16 protein-coding genes and 2 pseudogenes are annotated in these 15,525 nt (G+C 55.9%); 11 read left to right on the plus strand and 7 right to left on the minus strand.

Features of this window, described 5'->3' with window-relative positions; translation table 11 throughout:
- Positions 1-470: 470 nt before the first annotated feature.
- Together Q666_RS43425 and Q666_RS43430 are read left to right on the plus strand one after the other, a co-directional pair.
- The gene (locus Q666_RS43425) at positions 471-752 is read left to right on the plus strand and encodes a hypothetical protein (RefSeq protein ID WP_023001253.1); all 282 of its coding nucleotides are present in this window, start codon (positions 471-473) and stop codon (positions 750-752) included.
- A 385-nt stretch (positions 753-1,137) separates the two neighbouring features.
- Positions 1,138-2,172 (plus strand): Gfo/Idh/MocA family oxidoreductase, encoded by a 1,035-nt coding sequence (locus Q666_RS43430; RefSeq protein ID WP_023001251.1) that lies wholly within the window; start codon positions 1,138-1,140, stop codon positions 2,170-2,172.
- Between the two features lie 83 nt (positions 2,173-2,255).
- On the opposite strand, the gene Q666_RS43435 is transcribed toward Q666_RS43430, so the two are convergent.
- The 5 genes from Q666_RS43435 to Q666_RS43455 form a co-directional block, all read right to left on the minus strand.
- Complete coding sequence (locus tag Q666_RS43435; protein WP_023001250.1) at positions 2,256-3,506, minus strand: ABC transporter substrate-binding protein; 1,251 nt, start codon at positions 3,504-3,506, stop codon at positions 2,256-2,258.
- Positions 3,507-3,573: 67 nt separating this feature from the next.
- Positions 3,574-4,401, minus strand: a complete 828-nt coding sequence (locus tag Q666_RS43440) for a carbohydrate ABC transporter permease (RefSeq protein ID WP_023001249.1) — start codon at positions 4,399-4,401, stop codon at positions 3,574-3,576.
- Entirely contained in the window at positions 4,398-5,300 is a 903-nt protein-coding gene (locus Q666_RS43445) for a sugar ABC transporter permease (RefSeq protein ID WP_023001248.1), read from the minus strand. Before Q666_RS43445 ends, Q666_RS43440 begins: the two co-directional genes overlap by 4 nt.
- Positions 5,297-6,388 (minus strand): ABC transporter ATP-binding protein, encoded by a 1,092-nt coding sequence (locus tag Q666_RS43450; RefSeq protein ID WP_031269425.1) that lies wholly within the window; start codon positions 6,386-6,388, stop codon positions 5,297-5,299. The genes Q666_RS43445 and Q666_RS43450 overlap by 4 nt, the downstream gene beginning before the upstream one ends.
- A 58-nt stretch (positions 6,389-6,446) precedes the next feature.
- Positions 6,447-7,079 (minus strand): TIGR00725 family protein, encoded by a 633-nt coding sequence (locus tag Q666_RS43455; RefSeq protein ID WP_035908005.1) that lies wholly within the window; start codon positions 7,077-7,079, stop codon positions 6,447-6,449.
- Positions 7,080-7,142: 63 nt separating this feature from the next.
- Here Q666_RS43455 and Q666_RS0133055 point away from each other — a divergent pair, with 63 nt between their 5' ends.
- Complete coding sequence (locus Q666_RS0133055; RefSeq protein WP_023001245.1) at positions 7,143-7,979, plus strand: DeoR/GlpR family DNA-binding transcription regulator; 837 nt, start codon at positions 7,143-7,145, stop codon at positions 7,977-7,979.
- Here Q666_RS0133055 and Q666_RS66695 read toward each other — a convergent pair.
- Positions 7,953-8,312 carry a hypothetical protein gene (locus Q666_RS66695; RefSeq protein WP_286133826.1) on the minus strand — a complete coding sequence of 120 codons (360 nt, stop codon included), beginning with the start codon at positions 8,310-8,312 and terminating at the stop codon, positions 7,953-7,955. The genes Q666_RS0133055 and Q666_RS66695 overlap by 27 nt on opposite strands.
- Here Q666_RS66695 and Q666_RS65470 point away from each other — a divergent pair.
- The 3 genes and pseudogenes from Q666_RS65470 to Q666_RS66700 all read left to right on the plus strand — a co-directional run.
- Positions 8,254-8,391, plus strand: a pseudogene (locus Q666_RS65470) (IS6 family transposase); the annotation flags it as partial. The gene Q666_RS66695 and the pseudogene Q666_RS65470 sit on opposite strands and share 59 nt — an antisense overlap.
- Before the next feature lie 257 nt (positions 8,392-8,648).
- Complete coding sequence (locus tag Q666_RS43460) at positions 8,649-10,133, plus strand: BCCT family transporter (RefSeq protein ID WP_023001243.1); 1,485 nt, start codon at positions 8,649-8,651, stop codon at positions 10,131-10,133.
- A gap of 137 nt (positions 10,134-10,270) precedes the next feature.
- Positions 10,271-10,348: pseudogene (locus Q666_RS66700) on the plus strand (IS5/IS1182 family transposase); the annotation flags it as partial.
- Positions 10,349-10,579: 231 nt separating this feature from the next.
- Here the strand turns inward: Q666_RS66700 and Q666_RS43465 are convergent.
- Positions 10,580-11,161 (minus strand): XRE family transcriptional regulator, encoded by a 582-nt coding sequence (locus Q666_RS43465; protein WP_023001241.1) that lies wholly within the window; start codon positions 11,159-11,161, stop codon positions 10,580-10,582.
- A gap of 317 nt (positions 11,162-11,478) precedes the next feature.
- Between Q666_RS43465 and Q666_RS43470 the strand changes: the two genes are divergently transcribed.
- From Q666_RS43470 to Q666_RS43490, 5 genes are read left to right on the plus strand one after another with little or no spacing between them, the layout of a single operon-like run.
- Entirely contained in the window at positions 11,479-12,531 is a 1,053-nt protein-coding gene (locus Q666_RS43470; RefSeq protein ID WP_023001240.1) for a TRAP transporter substrate-binding protein, read from the plus strand.
- A 6-nt stretch (positions 12,532-12,537) separates the two neighbouring features.
- Positions 12,538-13,089: a TRAP transporter small permease subunit gene (locus Q666_RS43475; protein ID WP_023001239.1), complete on the plus strand. Its 552-nt coding sequence runs from the start codon at positions 12,538-12,540 to the stop codon at positions 13,087-13,089.
- Complete coding sequence (locus Q666_RS43480) at positions 13,086-14,450, plus strand: TRAP transporter large permease subunit (RefSeq protein WP_286133823.1); 1,365 nt, start codon at positions 13,086-13,088, stop codon at positions 14,448-14,450. Before Q666_RS43475 ends, Q666_RS43480 begins: the two co-directional genes overlap by 4 nt.
- Before the next feature lie 43 nt (positions 14,451-14,493).
- Positions 14,494-14,877, plus strand: coding sequence for a Rid family detoxifying hydrolase (locus tag Q666_RS43485; RefSeq protein ID WP_031269419.1), 384 nt, complete (start codon positions 14,494-14,496; stop codon positions 14,875-14,877).
- Positions 14,878-14,886: 9 nt separating this feature from the next.
- Positions 14,887-15,453 carry an MOSC domain-containing protein gene (locus tag Q666_RS43490; protein WP_023001236.1) on the plus strand — a complete coding sequence of 189 codons (567 nt, stop codon included), beginning with the start codon at positions 14,887-14,889 and terminating at the stop codon, positions 15,451-15,453.
- The last annotated feature ends 72 nt before the right edge of the window (positions 15,454-15,525 follow it).

Below are 15,525 nucleotides of genomic sequence, written 5' to 3' on the forward strand. Positions count from 1 at the left end.
ACGGATTCAAATGGATGATGGAAAATTTTGCGAACTCTGCTTATTCAGTTCGTTAATGCGCTCCCGTGCAGGCCGAGTGTCGTCCTCCAGAATGCCGGCGATCTGGTCGGACATATGGCTGGACATGATGTCTCTCCCGTTTTGGTCCGGTGCGCAGTCGTCGTGCGGATCAGTAATTGAGCACAAAGGTCAGTGCGAGCAGCGACAGGATGAGGCCGCTCAACCGAAACCAAGCGCCAGGCGGCGACAACCGCGGGCTTCTCGGTCTCGGATCCACTCCTCAAGAATGGCGGGTGCTGGTCCGCTCCGGAGTGAACGTCGTGATGGATCTCGCCATTCCTCACCGCTTGCACTTGGGTGACGGGCAAAAAAGCCCACTTGCGCTTGAAAGCACGGGCTAGCCGTTTCGTTCCAATGACAACCCGAAAACCCCTAGTTTCCCACGACTTGCGGAACCTGCCAGCCGTCGTTTGTTCTCTGACACAGGCGGTGTTGCGGATGCCGCTCCACTTCATGCACGCAAAAACTTCGACACCGTGTTCCTCACTCTTTCGGATGTCGTTTACCGGGACGGGTCGATTCATCACGCGGTTTCAGGCCATGATTATTTCTGGCTTGCGGGCGGGCAGATGATGACAAGTATGTTGCTGCTCGGTCTGGTCGAGCGCCAGAAAGACAGGCGGGCGGGCATCTGTTTCGAAAGCACATCCATCCTCGCGGTCTTTACCGCCCCGATCGCAATGCACCTTTAGAGTGCGCGCGCTCCCAAAGCGTATGGGTGAGCCTGATGAGGTGGGCGGCCTCCTGCCCCGGCGCGTGAAGTGCCATGATGCGGTCGTTACGAGCCGCAACGAGGTCAACAAATATTGCGACTTAAGCCATCGGAGCAGTAATAAACGAGGAAGCACCGAAAGTTCGAACGTAGAAAAGATCGGTATATTCCGATGCGATCGGACTACGGACAAGCGATAGCAGATGACCATAAACGCGACCAGCAGCCCGGTTTTCCGCTCATACTCCGGCTTAGGGATCTGGCGCAACTGCGGAGCGTTGTGGCGGGACTTGGAGTGGAGCTGCTATGAACTGTTTTGATCCTGACACAACCTGCAGGTTTGGCAATGCATATGGAAAACAGCAATGAATGAAGAGCCCATCAAAGTAGCCGTGATCGGTGTTGGCATGGCCTCAAAACCACATTTTGCGGCGTTGAAGCAACTTTCCTCCAGCGTTACTGTTACAGGCGTTTACGCCAGAAACGAGGTGCGGAGGAAGCAGGTTGCTGCGTCCTGGGGGTGGCCTTCCTTTAACAGTCTGGAAGAAATCGCCGCTAGCGATACTGATGCTGCCATCGTTCTCACGCCTCCCAATGCCCGTATGGAACTCGTAACGCGACTGGCCCAGGCTGGAAAAGCAATCCTGATGGAAAAGCCGGTCGAGCGGGATCTTGGTCGCGCTGTTGCTCTAGTTGAAGCGTGTGAAATGTCAAATGCGACATTGGGAATAGTGCTACAACACCGTTTCCGAGCTGGCGCTGTTGCTCTTGGCAAACTCGTTGACGGGGGCACAGCAGGCAGGTTGCAGATGGTCCGTGTCACCGTACCATGGTGGCGGAATCAGTCTTATTACGACCAGCCGGGGCGCGGGACTTATGACACCGATGGCGGCGGCGTGCTCCTAACTCAGGCGATCCACACGTTAGACCTGATGTTAAGCCTGACAGGCCCGGTGTCGGAAGTGACGGCGATGACCAGTACCACGAACCTGCATTCTATGGAGGCAGAAGACTTCGCGACTGCCGGTCTGCGCTTTGAAAATGGCGCCGTCGGATCGGTCGTCGCTACGACCGCCGCTTTCCCCGGAGACAGCGAAACCCTCGAATTGGATTGCGATAGGGCATCAATGAGGCTTCGGGCCGGCGAACTCACGGTCCATTGGCATGATGGCCGGTCGGAGACTGTTGGCGATCTCGCTGCGACTGGCGGAAGCAGCGATCCGATGGATTTCCCCTGCGATTGGCACCGTGAACTGATCGCAGAGTTCGTAGACGCGGTGAAGGGTGGGCGCGCTCCTCGGATCACAGGCCGTGAAGCCTTAAGAGTTCACTACCTCATCGATGCAATCGAACGCTCGGCGCGAACCGGCGCTCTTGCCAAGGTGGGAAAAGTCATATGAGTGTTGCTTGGGCGTCTACATCATCACGCCCAGGTCAACACCCCCGGCAATTGGGGGTGTTGACTTGATTAGCGAGCCAAGACTCATTTCATGCCGAGCTGAATACGCAGCGTCTTAGCAAGATCCTTCATAGTCTTCTCCGCATCGGCGCCTTCGGTGATTTCGACAAGAGAGGCAGCGATCAGATCGGTCGCAGCAACACCTTCCGGTCCCGGATAGGCATACCAAGGACCGGCATAGTTAGCGATCTGGGTGTGAGCGACCAGCGCATTCGGGTCCTTTTCATAAAACGCGCCAAGATAGCTCTTGTCCTCAACCACCTTGGCGTTCGCCGGGGCGTAGCCAGTGGTTTCCACGATGATCTTCTGGCCTTCCGGGCTGGTGACGAAGGAAATGTATTCCCAAGCAGCCTTTTGCTTTTCCTCGTCGCTAGTCAGCATGACGATGCCGGAACCGCCGGTTGGGAAGTAGACTTTCTCCTTGTCAGACGTCGCGATCGGGAGCGGCTTGACGGTCAACTCGAACGCATCGCCGGCACCTTCCTCGAAGCGGGTCTGCAAGGAGGAACTCTCGAACATGATTCCGAGTGTTCCGGCCGGAAGCGCCTGGCGGGCATCCTTGTCGGAATAGGACTTCATACCGGCTTCCTTGGCGAAGCGCTGGTAGAGGGCTGCGACCTCGATGCCTTGTTCGCTATCGAAGGTGATATCCGTCTCCTCCTCGTTCATCGGGCGCCCGCCAAAAGAGCCAAGCAGCGACTGGTAGCGCCAGTCGTGCCGGTCTATCCAAACGCCATCGATGTTGTCCCCGAGCGCATCGATCTTGGCCGCCAGCTCGATCACACCGTCAAAGGTGGTCGGAAAATTGTCCATAGATCCACCAGCCTGTTCGACCAGGTTCGGGTTCACGTACATGACCAGGGTGGATGCGGATGTTGCTAGCGCGTGCTGCTTGCCTTCAAAGCTGCCAAGCGAAAGGAGCGCCGGCGTGTAGCCTTGGTCTGACGGACTGTTGCCGATAAAGCCGTCGAGCGGCTGGGTCAAATCGCGGTCTTCCAGGATCCGCCAACGGTTGAGACCCACGTAGGCCACGTCTGGTGCAGTGCCGGCAACAGATTCGCGCAAAAGGCGCTGAACACCGTCGGCATAGCTTTCGGCCGGACCATCAAGAGTGATCTTGATTTCCGGGTGCTTCTCCATGAAAGCGTCCGCAAGCGCCTTCTGGGTGTCTGCCCAAATTGTCGGGATTGCGTAGTGGACGCGAATTTCTGTTTCTTGTGCTTGTGCTGCGGTCGCTGTCAGCGCGAAGGCCGCAGCGAGAAGTGTATTTCTCATAATTCATGACTCCAAATTGAATGGGGAAGACGCACGGTTGGCTCCGCGCCTATCGTCAATTATGGCTTCAGCCCTTCAGCCCCCCTGCAGCGAGACCTTGGGTGAATTTGCGTTGCGCCAGCAGGAACGCGAGAACGAGCGGCGCAGTTATGATGACAGCGGCAGCCATGAGTGGCCCGACGTCGTCACCGGATTCCTGATCACGGAAGTAGAGGATACCGCGCGGAGGAGTTGCCAGATACGGATCGGTCGTTGCGATCAAAGGCCAGAACAGGTCGTTCCAATGTGCAGTAACGGAGAAAATCGCGAATGCGGTTGCAGCAGGCAGAGCGAGTGGGAAAGCGATACGCCAGACGATCGCGGTTTCGCTCAGGCCGTCCACACGGGCGGCATCAAAGAGGTCCGACGGCAATTGAGAGAAGAATTGCCGGAACAGGAAGATACCGAAAGCGGTCGGCACGAAGGGCAAGATCAATGCGGTGTAGGAGTTGAGAATGCCGACCTTGGCAAAGCCGAGAAAGATCGGGATCGCCGTAACATGAAACGGGACCAGCAGAGCAGCTAGCACCAGACCGAACACGAGTGTTCGTCCCTTGAACCGGCGTTGGGCAAGCGCAAAGGAGCACGGCACTGCGAAGAGAATCTGGAAGGCCAGAATACCGGCGACCACAACGAAACCGTTCCAGAGAAACAAGGGCACGTCGGTTTCGGTCAGGGCAACGACGAAGTTGTTCCACTCAAGCCGCGACGGCAGGAGATGGATATTTGGGCTGAAGATCTCGTCACGCGGCTTGAAGGCCAGCGACAACATCCACACGAACGGCAGGAGAATAACTGCAGCGCCTGCGAAAAGAAGCAATGTGGAGAGCGCACGGCTAAAGAAGGAGCGGATCATCGGTAATGCACCCTCTTTTCGACGATACGGAATTGCGCCAGAGTCAAAACCAGAAGGAAGGCGAAGAACACTATGGTGATGGCACTCGCGTATCCAGCCTTGAAGTAGACGAAGCCTTCCCGGTAGAGCGCATAGACGAGCGTGTCGGAGGCGAAAGCGGGCCCCCCCTTGGTCAAGGTCGCGACTGTCTCGAAGACTCGGAAGGCATTGGTCGCCGTCACCACCATTACGAATAGGGTTGTCGGTCCGAGCATCGGCCAGGTCACGGTCCAGAACCTGGACCAACCATGACCAGCACCATCGACCTCGGCGGCGTCGTAGAGCTCCGGTGGAATGGCCACCAGTCCTGCCAGGAACAGAACCATGTTGTAACCGACCGTCTGCCAGATGCCGATGGCGGCCAGCGTGTAGAGCACCAGCCCCCGGTCGCTTAGCCAGTCTTGAGGTGTACCGCCAAAAGTCGCAAGGGTCTGGTTGACGACCCCGAGGGAGGGATGAAGCACCATCTGCCAGGCAACGGACATGGCGACCAGGGTGGCGGCGACCGGTAGAAAGTAGATCGTGCGCAGCATCTGGGAAAGCCATGGAGCCCAGGCCATCATGCGATGCAGACCGAGCGCAACGGCAAGTCCAAAGCCGACCGAGAGCGGAATGACAACCGCGACATAAATCAGAGTGTTGGCAATCGCCCGCCGTCCGAGCGTCGAACCGAACAGCTTGGAATAATTCTCCAGACCGATCCATGCAAAGCTCGGCGCGCCGAACTGATAGTCGGTAAAGGAAAGGACCGCGACGATGGCAACCGGCAGGAAGATGAACAGCACCATCACGAGTGTCGCCGGACCAGCGAGCCAAAGATCGGTCAGAGCCTCTCGGCTGGTAATCGAGAGGCGTCTCATAAAGTCACCTCGATCCGATTTCCGTTCTGTCGATCGAAAAGATGCAGCTGACCTGGTTCGAAGCCGAGGCGGATCGCAGACCCGGGCGCCGGGATAGAATAATCGCCGGAGGCGATGGCCCGGATTTCCGTACCGTTTTCAGAGCGAAGCCCAAGAATGATTTCCGAACCGAGATATTCCGCGGTCTCCAGCCTGGTTTCGAGGGCACCATTCGCCGCCGGTGACAGATGTTCCGGACGAAGACCTATCACCGCCCTATCCGCAGCCGGGTGCAGGCTATGCATTCCGTCACCAGGCAGAAACAGGTTGATTGCATTGTGGCCGATGAAGGTCGCCACATCCTGGGAGGCCGGCCGATCATAGAGATCACGGGGCGACCCGGTTTGGGCAACCTTGCCGCCAATCATGACGACGATCTGGTCGGCCATGGCCATAGCTTCGGACTGATCGTGGGTCACATAGACAAAGGGTTTGCCGGTTCGCTTGTGCAATGCAACCAATTCAGCACGCATCTTGACCCGCAACCGGGCGTCGAGATTGGAGAGCGGCTCGTCGAGCAGAAACAGGACCGGATCACGCACCATGGCCCGACCGAGGGCAACCCGCTGCTTTTGGCCGCCTGACAAGCTTGATGGCTTGCGATTGAGGAGATCGGTGAGGCCGAGCACGTTAGCGGCCTCAGAGACCTTGTCCTGGATCAGGTTTCTGGCTTTCGCACGACCAGGGGCCAGACCACCAATGAGTGGCATACGACCAAACGCCGACAAGTTGCGCATGGTGAGAGGCAGCGCCATGTTCTGAAACACGGTTAAATGCGGGTAAAGTGCATAAGACTGGAACACCATGGCCACGTTGCGTTCGTGGGCGGTCTTGCCGGCGACATCCTCACCATTGAGCAAGACCTTGCCGCAAGTCGGACGATCGAGCCCGGCCATAATCCGCAACGTGGTCGACTTGCCGCAACCTGAGGCACCAAGCAGCGCGGTAAAGCTCCCCTCGGGAATGGTGATGTCGATGTCATTCAAGACTGTTGCTTGTCCGAACTGGCGGGATAAACCGCGTAACTCGAGCACTGGAGAGCGGGTCATGGTTTACTTCATCACTCTTGTAGATTTATTCACATATAGATGCGAGTCGATGTAAGTTTTATGACATTCGCACACGGTTGAATAAGTGAGATCCGACCCGCTCAATGGCATCGGAAGGCGTTTCAACCAATTCAACACCATCGACCTGAGCAGCGCCGCAAAGCCCGATCACAGGCTTTGAAAAATGAAGGCCATAAGCAACTTCCGAAAGGGTTCCATATGACCCGCCAATGGCGATAAGCACTTCACTGGATTTGGCGATGACCATGTTGCGAGCCTCACTGAGACCAGTTGCAATGGGGAGGGCAATGAAAGGATTTGCCGCGCGCCACTCATGGTCCGGAATAAGGCCAACGGAAAGACCGCCAGCCTTGAGGCACCCTTCTGCAGCAGCAGTCATGACGCCCGATTTACCCCCGCAGATCATGGTAAGACCCAGGTTAGCCAGAGCGGCGCCAACTTCTTTGGCCGCACCGAGTTGCTCATCGGTCGCCTCACGCGGGCCAATGACGCCAACCGGAAATTTGCGCATGGTCTGGCTCTTATTTAGTGTGAGCAGCGCATCAACCGAGGTAATTGGCTTCGCATCAGAAGGCAGATCACCAACAGCCCAAGTCCAACTCCAAGGGTCCAGACACCCAAAATCGCTATAGATATCATTACCTGAGAGGAAAAGTTGCAGTGCGGACATTGGCGTCTTTCGTTAGTTAGTGTAAGATAATTTACATCGATACTTTTGAGACATGATTCTTTTATGACACTCAAACCACCTCTCTCGGAACTGAGCGCCCGCCAGAAGCGCATTCTGGAGACGACGGAAAAGCGAGGCTTCGTCACCATCGAGCGGCTCGCGGAGGAATTCGACGTCTCAACCCAAACCGTGCGGCGCGACATCATTTTCCTGTCGGAGGCAGGTCACTTGCAGCGCTTTCACGGCGGCGCCGGCGCAATAGGCCGTTCCGAGACCTTGAGACTGGATCACAGCCGTAAAGAGCACCTGAGCGTGGCCGACAAAGAATCGGTTGCCGAAGAAGCCGCTAAATTGATTTCAGACGGCGCAAGCCTCTTTCTGGATGTTGGCACAACGGCGGAATTTACGGCTAGGCGATTGAACAACAGCAATGGCCTGACGGTGTTCACCAACAGCATACGAGCAGCTCTCGCATTTGATCCGAAACGGCATCATGTAACCGTACTGGGTGGCCGTATGGCTGGTAAGGATGGCTCGCTGGTCGGCGAAGAGATTGTAATGGAGCTTAACGGTCTTCGTATTGACTACGCCCTCATTGCTTGTTCGGGCGTCGACGCGAAAGGCCGCGTGATGGATTTCGACCTCTCAAAGATCGCGGTGAAGAAAGCAGCCATGATCGCTGCGAGCGAAAAACTGTTGCTCGCCACACCCAACAAGTTCAATAGAACCGCTCTTTCGACAATCGCAATGCTTTCGGAATTCGATCTAGTCGTAGACGGCACGAATAACGGCGAACATCACGCTGCACGATGGCTTCGAGGCAATCGTGATACCACCTCTGCGCCCGCGAAGGCTTTGGCTGATCGCCGTACGTCATCTTCCCGGCGGGAGCATGAATGACGGCAATGCCGCGGCTAGCGCATCCACAGTCAGCCGGATCTTCAGCGGCATTCGGGGATTCTGCTGCCATACTGCGTACGTATCATAAAAAAAGGCGGGGAAACTGGCCAGCAATCGAACTAATGTACCGGCTGTAACACGGTCATGAACGAGCCAGTATGGCGGGCCTGTCGTAAAGTTTTTCGCGTTAACCACGCCTTGAGATTTGGCTTTTGAAAGGGCGCTCCAGAAATTGGAGTTCTGCGTCATGACTCTGAGCGCCATCGTTGAAAAACTGAAACGCCAACCGAAGGATGACTTCAAAGGCAGACAGTTTGAGGCATGGCTGATCATCCAGGCAACCTCCTAGTACTTGCGTTATCCGCTGAGCTATGGGGACTTGGCAGCAATGTTCCTGGAACGCGGCGTACAATTCGCTCAAGGTTGGCTATTCAGTCGCCCAATTTCGATGCATGAATTCATCGGGTCTCTGAAAGCTTGACGGACCATTCATCAAATGTAGCTTGAATAGGTTAGGCATTTGCGTTCAGATAGCATTGTTCTTGAAATTCTTGGAGCAATTATTCTGTCAGATTTGTATCTGACAGCCTGGCTTCACGAAAATCAGAATGACGCGCTGAGCAAGGCGATAGCATTTCTTACCCCACGCAAGTTGGTGGACTAGGTGACTTGGTTTTAAATCCACTTTTGATCGTGGCCCTCATTATCAGTGCTTCAGTAGCCATTTGGGGAATATTTGATCCAAACGGCCTGGGGGTGATCGCTTCAGCTGCCGTCAAAATCCAATTTAACAGTAGGGGCTGGCTGATAATGCTGGAGACGAGCGGTCTCCTGTTTGTCGCAATCTTCCTGGCGTTTTCCCGATTCGGATCCGTACGACTTGGACCCGATGATGCTCGGCCAGAATTTTCCACATCGGCCTGGATCGCAATGCTTTTTGCTGCCGGGATGGGCGTTGGCCTGCTATTTTATGGAGCAGCAGAACCGCTCACTCATTTCGACACCCTTCAGACTTATTACGCCCCAGCGCAAGCCGCCAGTCACGCATTGTTTGTTACCTATCTAAATTGGGGTTTCCATGCTTGGGCAATATACGGTGTGGTTGGGTTGCTGATTGCTTATTTTGCTTTTCGAAGGGGCCAGCCCCTTTTGCTCAGCGCTCCAATAAAAGATGCTATCGGAGAGGCAAAATGGGCACAGTTACTGGGTTGGGTGTTTGACTTAATGTCGATCATCGCAATTGCGGTCGGTCTGGCTGGGTCGCTTGCGATGGGCGTCTTTCAGATCCAGACCGGGATTGCCAATCTGATAGGAATTGAAAACCCAGCCGTCCTGACAGCGCCGGTTTTTATTACGATGTGCCTTGCGTTTTCTGTTCCCTTGCGACGGAACCTCGGCGAAGGGATGGCAAAACTATCGAACTTGGCAATGACCATCGCGATAGCGCTTATGCTTTTTCTTCTGATATTCGGCCCCACGTCTTACTTGATGAATTCGGTTGTCAGCGGCTTTGGCCATTACTTGTTCAACGTTCTTGAGAAGGGTTTCACAACGGCGGAATTTTTCGATAGACAAATCGTCGATTGGTATCAGGGCTGGACACTCAACTACATGATTTGGTGGCTGGCATGGTCGCCGTTCGTCGGCATATTTATCGCACGGATATCCCGCGGTCGGACGATTCGAGAGTTCTTGTTGGGTGTCATCGTCGTTCCAACGATTTTTTCGGTATTCTGGTTTGGTATTTTCGGTGGACTTGGATTCTTTGATGAACTTCAAGGTGATGGTCGTCTAAGCGAGATCAACCGGCAAAACCTCGACGCTACGACATTCGCATTACTTCAAGGTTTTCCGTTTGATTTGGTAACTCAAAGCGCAACGATCGTGGCCGCATTTCTTTTTGTAGTTACAAGTGTCGTAAGCGCTGGTTTCACACTCGCGATGATCGCGACCGGTGGCAGTGACAACCCTTCCCCTAAAATACGGACGATCTGGGGAGCCATACTGGGGGCCCTCGGCCTTGCAATGGTTCTGGTCGGAGATATCGGTCTGGTGCGATCAATTATAGCTCTGTCGGCCATCGCCTTTGTTTTCATCGTGCCAGTTTTGGTTATTTGTCTGCTCAAGTCGCTCCTCCGCGAGGTACCAAAATGAGCGGATCATTTACCGATACAATTCTGAACATCACTGTGTTTGCTTACATCTACTTCCTGATCTGGCTGACCATGCGCCCGCGCACGTGAACGGAGTCGATGGGGCGCCTGTCATGGCCGTAAGATGACCAATGGGCGATGATTGAGCCACTTTTGCCGAAGAACAATGGCGGCGCACGCCGTGTCGGCGACCGCCGGGTGATCTCCGGTATCATCCAGTCCTCAAGGGGTACCGCAACTTGTATGGGTCGGTTAGCGAGGGCCGGTTTTGGACTGATTTCAGGCGTTCAATTGAGCGGTGTCGTCCTTCCAGAGGCCGAACGCATCTGCTTTTGCGTATCGGTATAGAAGCGTGGACAGTTCATACCGGTGTGATCGGAAAATCGTGTTGTGTTAAAATCCGCCGAAAATTGGCTCTGACTGCAGATGAACCTTGAGGTCAGTCATTTAGGACCCGCTCACGGCAATTAGCACACAGCTGTTTTCCTCAAGCCGCCTCACCTGATGGCGAAGGGGGCCGGGAAACTGGACGGAATCGCCCTTGCCGAGGACAAGATTCTGGTCCGGGAAGCGGATCTCAACCTTGCCTGAGACGACGAAGAGCAGTTCCTCGCCCCTATGTTCGGCGTCCGGCTCGTCGGCGAGCTCGACCGGCGGATACATGAGGAAAACCTCGAGACCGGAACTCGTGTCGCTCTGGGTCAGAAGGCGCATGACATAGTTACCGTCGTCGGCGGTAAGCTCGTTGGCGTCTTCCGCACGGGTGACGAAAAGCAGATCATGGTTCTCGGCGGCGCCGAAAAGCTGTGCAGCGGACACTTCCAGAACCGTTGAGATACGCAGGATGATGGCGACCGACGGAATCTTGAGGCCACGCTCGACGCGAGAGAGATAACCCTTGTCGAGAGATGCTGCCAGTGCGAGTTGCGACAGAGACATGTCTTTCTCGGTCCGCATGGCACGGATCGCCCGACCCAGGCTGACGCCTGCCGGAAAGTCCATTTTGCGGGCCGTACCCTTGAGTGCCATGTTCACCAACCTCCCAGTTCTGGCGAATTGTTCATCTCAAATCTCTCCCGTCAACTGACTGTAGCGCCCGCAAGCGCCGTCATCCATTACCTGATCAAACAGTCACGCAATCCAGCGTTGCCATGAATCAACGTTGTTTTTTTGCCTTATAGGCAAAACGCCTGGTTTCGTCCATAGTTAGATCAGCGGATTTCATCGCCCACCTATCTATAATGTTTATTTTTTCATCACTTCCGCACATATTTCGCGCATGCTGCATAATTGCCTTTTAGGCAACGTTGTCTATCATCCACTTCATACAACAGAAGGGGACCATTATGAAACTCACCAATCTGCTCTGCGCGACAGCCTTGAGCGTTGCGTCGGTTCTGCCGCTGGCATCCACCGCATTTGCGCAAGATGCTCCGGTCAAATGGAAGATGGCAGGGACGTTCTCAAGCTCCCTGCCGCAACTCGGAACACTCGGCAAGCGCCTTGAGGAAAAGATCGCTGTAGTCTCCGGCGGCAAAATCGAGCTGCGCTTCTACGAACCCAATGCACTGGTGCCGCCACTGGAAACCTTCGATGCTGTCTCGCTCGGGGCGGTGGATGCGGCATTTTCCACGCCAGGCTTCTGGGGTGGCAAGGTGCCGGCGCTGCAGGTATTCGCCGCGCTGCCGTTCGGCCCGTCGGCTCCGGAATACATGGCATGGTTCTATTTCGGTGGCGGCAAGGAGATCTTCGACGAGATCTACGGCAAATACGGAATCAAATCGGTGATGTGCGGCATGCTGGCACCAGAGGGCTCCGGCTGGTTTCGCGAAGAGGTCAAGAGCGTCGACGACCTCAAAGGCATGAAGCTGCGCTTCTTCGGCCTCGGCGCCAAGGCGCTCGGCAAGTTTGGCGTCTCCGCCCAACTACTGGCAGCTCCCGATGTCTATCCGGCGCTTGATCGTGGAGTGATCGACGGCCTGGAATTCGTCCAGCCGGCAATCGACCTGAAAATGGGTTTTTACCAGATCGCCAAACATTACTATTTCCCCGGATGGCATCAGCAGTCGACCTTCTTCGATCTGATGATGAACAAGGACAAGTGGGACGCGCTCAGCGAGACCCAGCAGGCGCAGATCGAAGCTGTCTGTGGTGACAACGTCCGCTATGGAATCGCGGAAGGCGAGGCCATCCAGATTCCCGCCCTCAAGGAGCTTCAGGAAAAGGGCGTCCAGATTCACAAGTGGTCCAATGAGGATCTTGCGAAGCTGAAGGGCGCTGTAGATGAGGTTATTGCCGAACAGGTTGCGGCCGACCCCGACTTCGCACGAGCCTACGAGAGCTTCGCCACGTTCCGGGAAGAATATTCGACCTGGCGCGAAATCGGGTACCTGAAGTAAGAAAAAATGACCGCACTTCTGGCTTCTGCCCATTTTCTCAAGGCGGTCGCGCGGCGTATCGGTCAGGTCTCTGCATGGCTCATCGTGCTTTTGATCCTGACCGTCGTCCTCGACGTGATCACCCGCCGCTTCGTGGTTCTCGGATCCACGAAGCTTCAGGATCTGGAGAGGCACTTTCATGCCGCCCTGTTTCTGCTGTCCCTCGGATATGCCTATGTCGAAGGTGAGCATGTCAGGATCGACGTCCTGCTTGAGCGCTTCGGCCTGAAAGCCGCCGCGGCGATCGAGTTTCTCGGCGCGGCCCTTTTTCTGGTGCCATTCTGCGTGATCGTACTCTACTTCGGCTGGACCTTTGTCGAACGGTCGTTTCTCCTCAGCGAGGGGTCCGCCACTCAGACAGGACTTCCGTACCGCTGGATCATCAAGACGTCCCTCCTGATCGGCTTCTTCACGCTGTTCCTTGCTGCGCTCGGTGTCGTTGCGGACAGTCTGGCAACGCTTCTTGGCGCCAAACGGAAACCGGGACCGAATACCCATTACGACGAGGTGGGGCTGTGACCGCATTCGAGACTGTGCTTCCTCTGACAATGATGGGCATCCTCATCTTCATCCTGTTCACAGGCTATCCGGTGGCATTCTGCCTTGCCGGTGTCGGCCTGATGTTCACTGTCGTCGGCGGCATGTTTGACATGTTCCACCCGATGCAACTCTTCCTGATCGTCAGCCGCATCTGGGGCTCCATCGCAGAAAACCTGGTACTTGTCGCGATCCCCATGTTCATCTTCATGGGCATCATGCTTGAACGCAGCGGCGTTGCCCGCCATCTTCTGGAAATCCTGTCAGTTCTTCTCCGTAGGGTACCGGGCGGACTGGCCCTGGCGGTCGTTCTAATGGGGACGATCATGGCGGCAACCACCGGCATCGTCGGCGCCTCGGTGGTCATGCTGTCGCTTCTGGCCCTTCCGGTCATGATGGATCGGGACTACGACAAGAAAATCACCGCAGGCGTCATTTCCGCGTCTGGCACACTTGGCATCCTCATTCCCCCGTCAATCATGCTTGTGATCATGGGCGACATGCTGGCCGTGCCGGTCGGTGATCTTTTTGCCGGGGCCGTCATCCCGGGCCTCGTCCTTTCCGGTCTCTACCTCGTCTACCTCGTCTTCATGGCAATGACCAAGCCCGAGCGCATGCCAAAGCTTGAGCAGAGCGACGCTGATGACGACCGGCCCTTGTTGGGGCTCATCCTGCGGGGCTTCCTGCCCCCCACGCTTCTCGTAGTGATGGTTCTGGGCTCGATCATCGGCGGACTTGCAACGCCAACGGAAGCGGCCGGTGTCGGGGCTTTTGGCGCGACACTGCTAGCGGTCTACAACCGAACCTTCAGCCTGAGCCTGCTCCGGGACGTTGTCCGCGGAACCGCACTCACCAACGCCATGATCTTCGGCATTTTCTGCGGTGCGACGCTGTTTTCCTACGTCTTCCGCGAACTTGGTGGAGACGACGCTATCATCCACGTGATCGAGGTTCTGGACCTCCATGACTGGACGCTTCTGATCCTGCTTATGGCGATCATCTTCCTTTTGGGTTTCTTCTTCGACTGGCTTGAAATCACGCTGATCATCTTGCCGGTGTTTCGCCCGATCGTCATGTCGCTGGACCTCGGCAGCGCGGTTCCTACAGACCATCTGCTGCTCTGGTTCGCAATTGCCGTCGCGGTCAATCTGCAGACTTCCTACCTGACGCCGCCTTTCGGCCCCGCGCTCTTCTATCTACGTCAGGCTGGGCAGGGGTATCTGTCGCTCGGCGACATCTACAAGGGCGTTATTCCCTTCACGCTTCTGCAGCTCACCGGACTGGTTCTGTGCCTGCTGTTCCCCGCACTCGTTCTCTGGCTACCGAACTACCTCGGCTACTGAGCCAGACATCGGACAACCCTAACAACGTCAAGAGAGGAAACTCATGTCCCGTACTGTAATCGCACCACCGTCTCTGACAGCTCCCGGCGTGCCTCTGTCTCCGGGCATTGCTTTGGAAAATCTCGTCTTCGTCTCCGGGCAACTCCCGGTCGATACCGAAACGGGCTCCTTTCCCGAGGGTGTTGCTGCGCAGACAAAGGCATCACTGGCGAACCTGAAAACCGTTTTGGAAGCTGCCGGTGCCAGCATGGGAGGCGTCGTCAAGACAACGGTCTTTCTGAAAGACATGAATGATTTTGCAGCAATGAACGCGGTTTATGCGGAGGCTTTTCCAAGCGAACCGCCAGCTCGTTCGGCCATCGAAGTCGCTCGTCTTCCCAAAGACGCACTCGTTGAAATCGAAGCCGTCGCCATTCGTACGCGTTGAGTTTGAGCCATGACAGACCAGATACCCGAAATGACCGCAGCCTTCGACCACCCGGCGGCAAAAGCCGCCCTTGAAACCGAAGGCGGCACGACCGACTGGAAGGGCGTGTTGCTGCACATCCATATCGCGCCGATGGCAAGTTTCGAAATGGAGGAACTCCCCGAGGCGGAATGCGTTCCTGGCCGCGGCATCGTTGGAGACAGGTACTATCTCGGCACAGGCACCTATTCGCCCCGTCCGGATGTGCGCGAAGTGACGTTGATCGAGCAGGAAGCACTTGATGCGATAGCACGGAACGACCCGCCACTTCAGGAAGGTCCCATCGAACTGAAACCTATCGATCACCGACGAAACCTGACCGTGCGCGGTGTACCGCTTAACCATCTGGTTGGGCGCAGGTTCCGCGTCGGAGAGGTTATCCTGCGCGGCGGGCGACTGAACTTTCCGTGCAAATACCTGGAAAACTTGCTAGATTCCCCAGTTTTCCTTCCGCTCTACAACCGCTCGGGCCTGAACTGCGGCATCGAAAAAGGGGGGACCATCCGCCCAGGCGACGAAATCGAGCTAATGGACTGATCCCATGGCAGACCGCTTGATAATGAAACTCTCGGTCCGCGATGTGCGGACCGAAACACGGGATGTTATTGT

It is taken from the genome of Labrenzia sp. C1B70, from assembly GCF_000475395.1.
Classification (GTDB): domain Bacteria; phylum Pseudomonadota; class Alphaproteobacteria; order Rhizobiales; family Stappiaceae; genus Roseibium; species Roseibium algicola.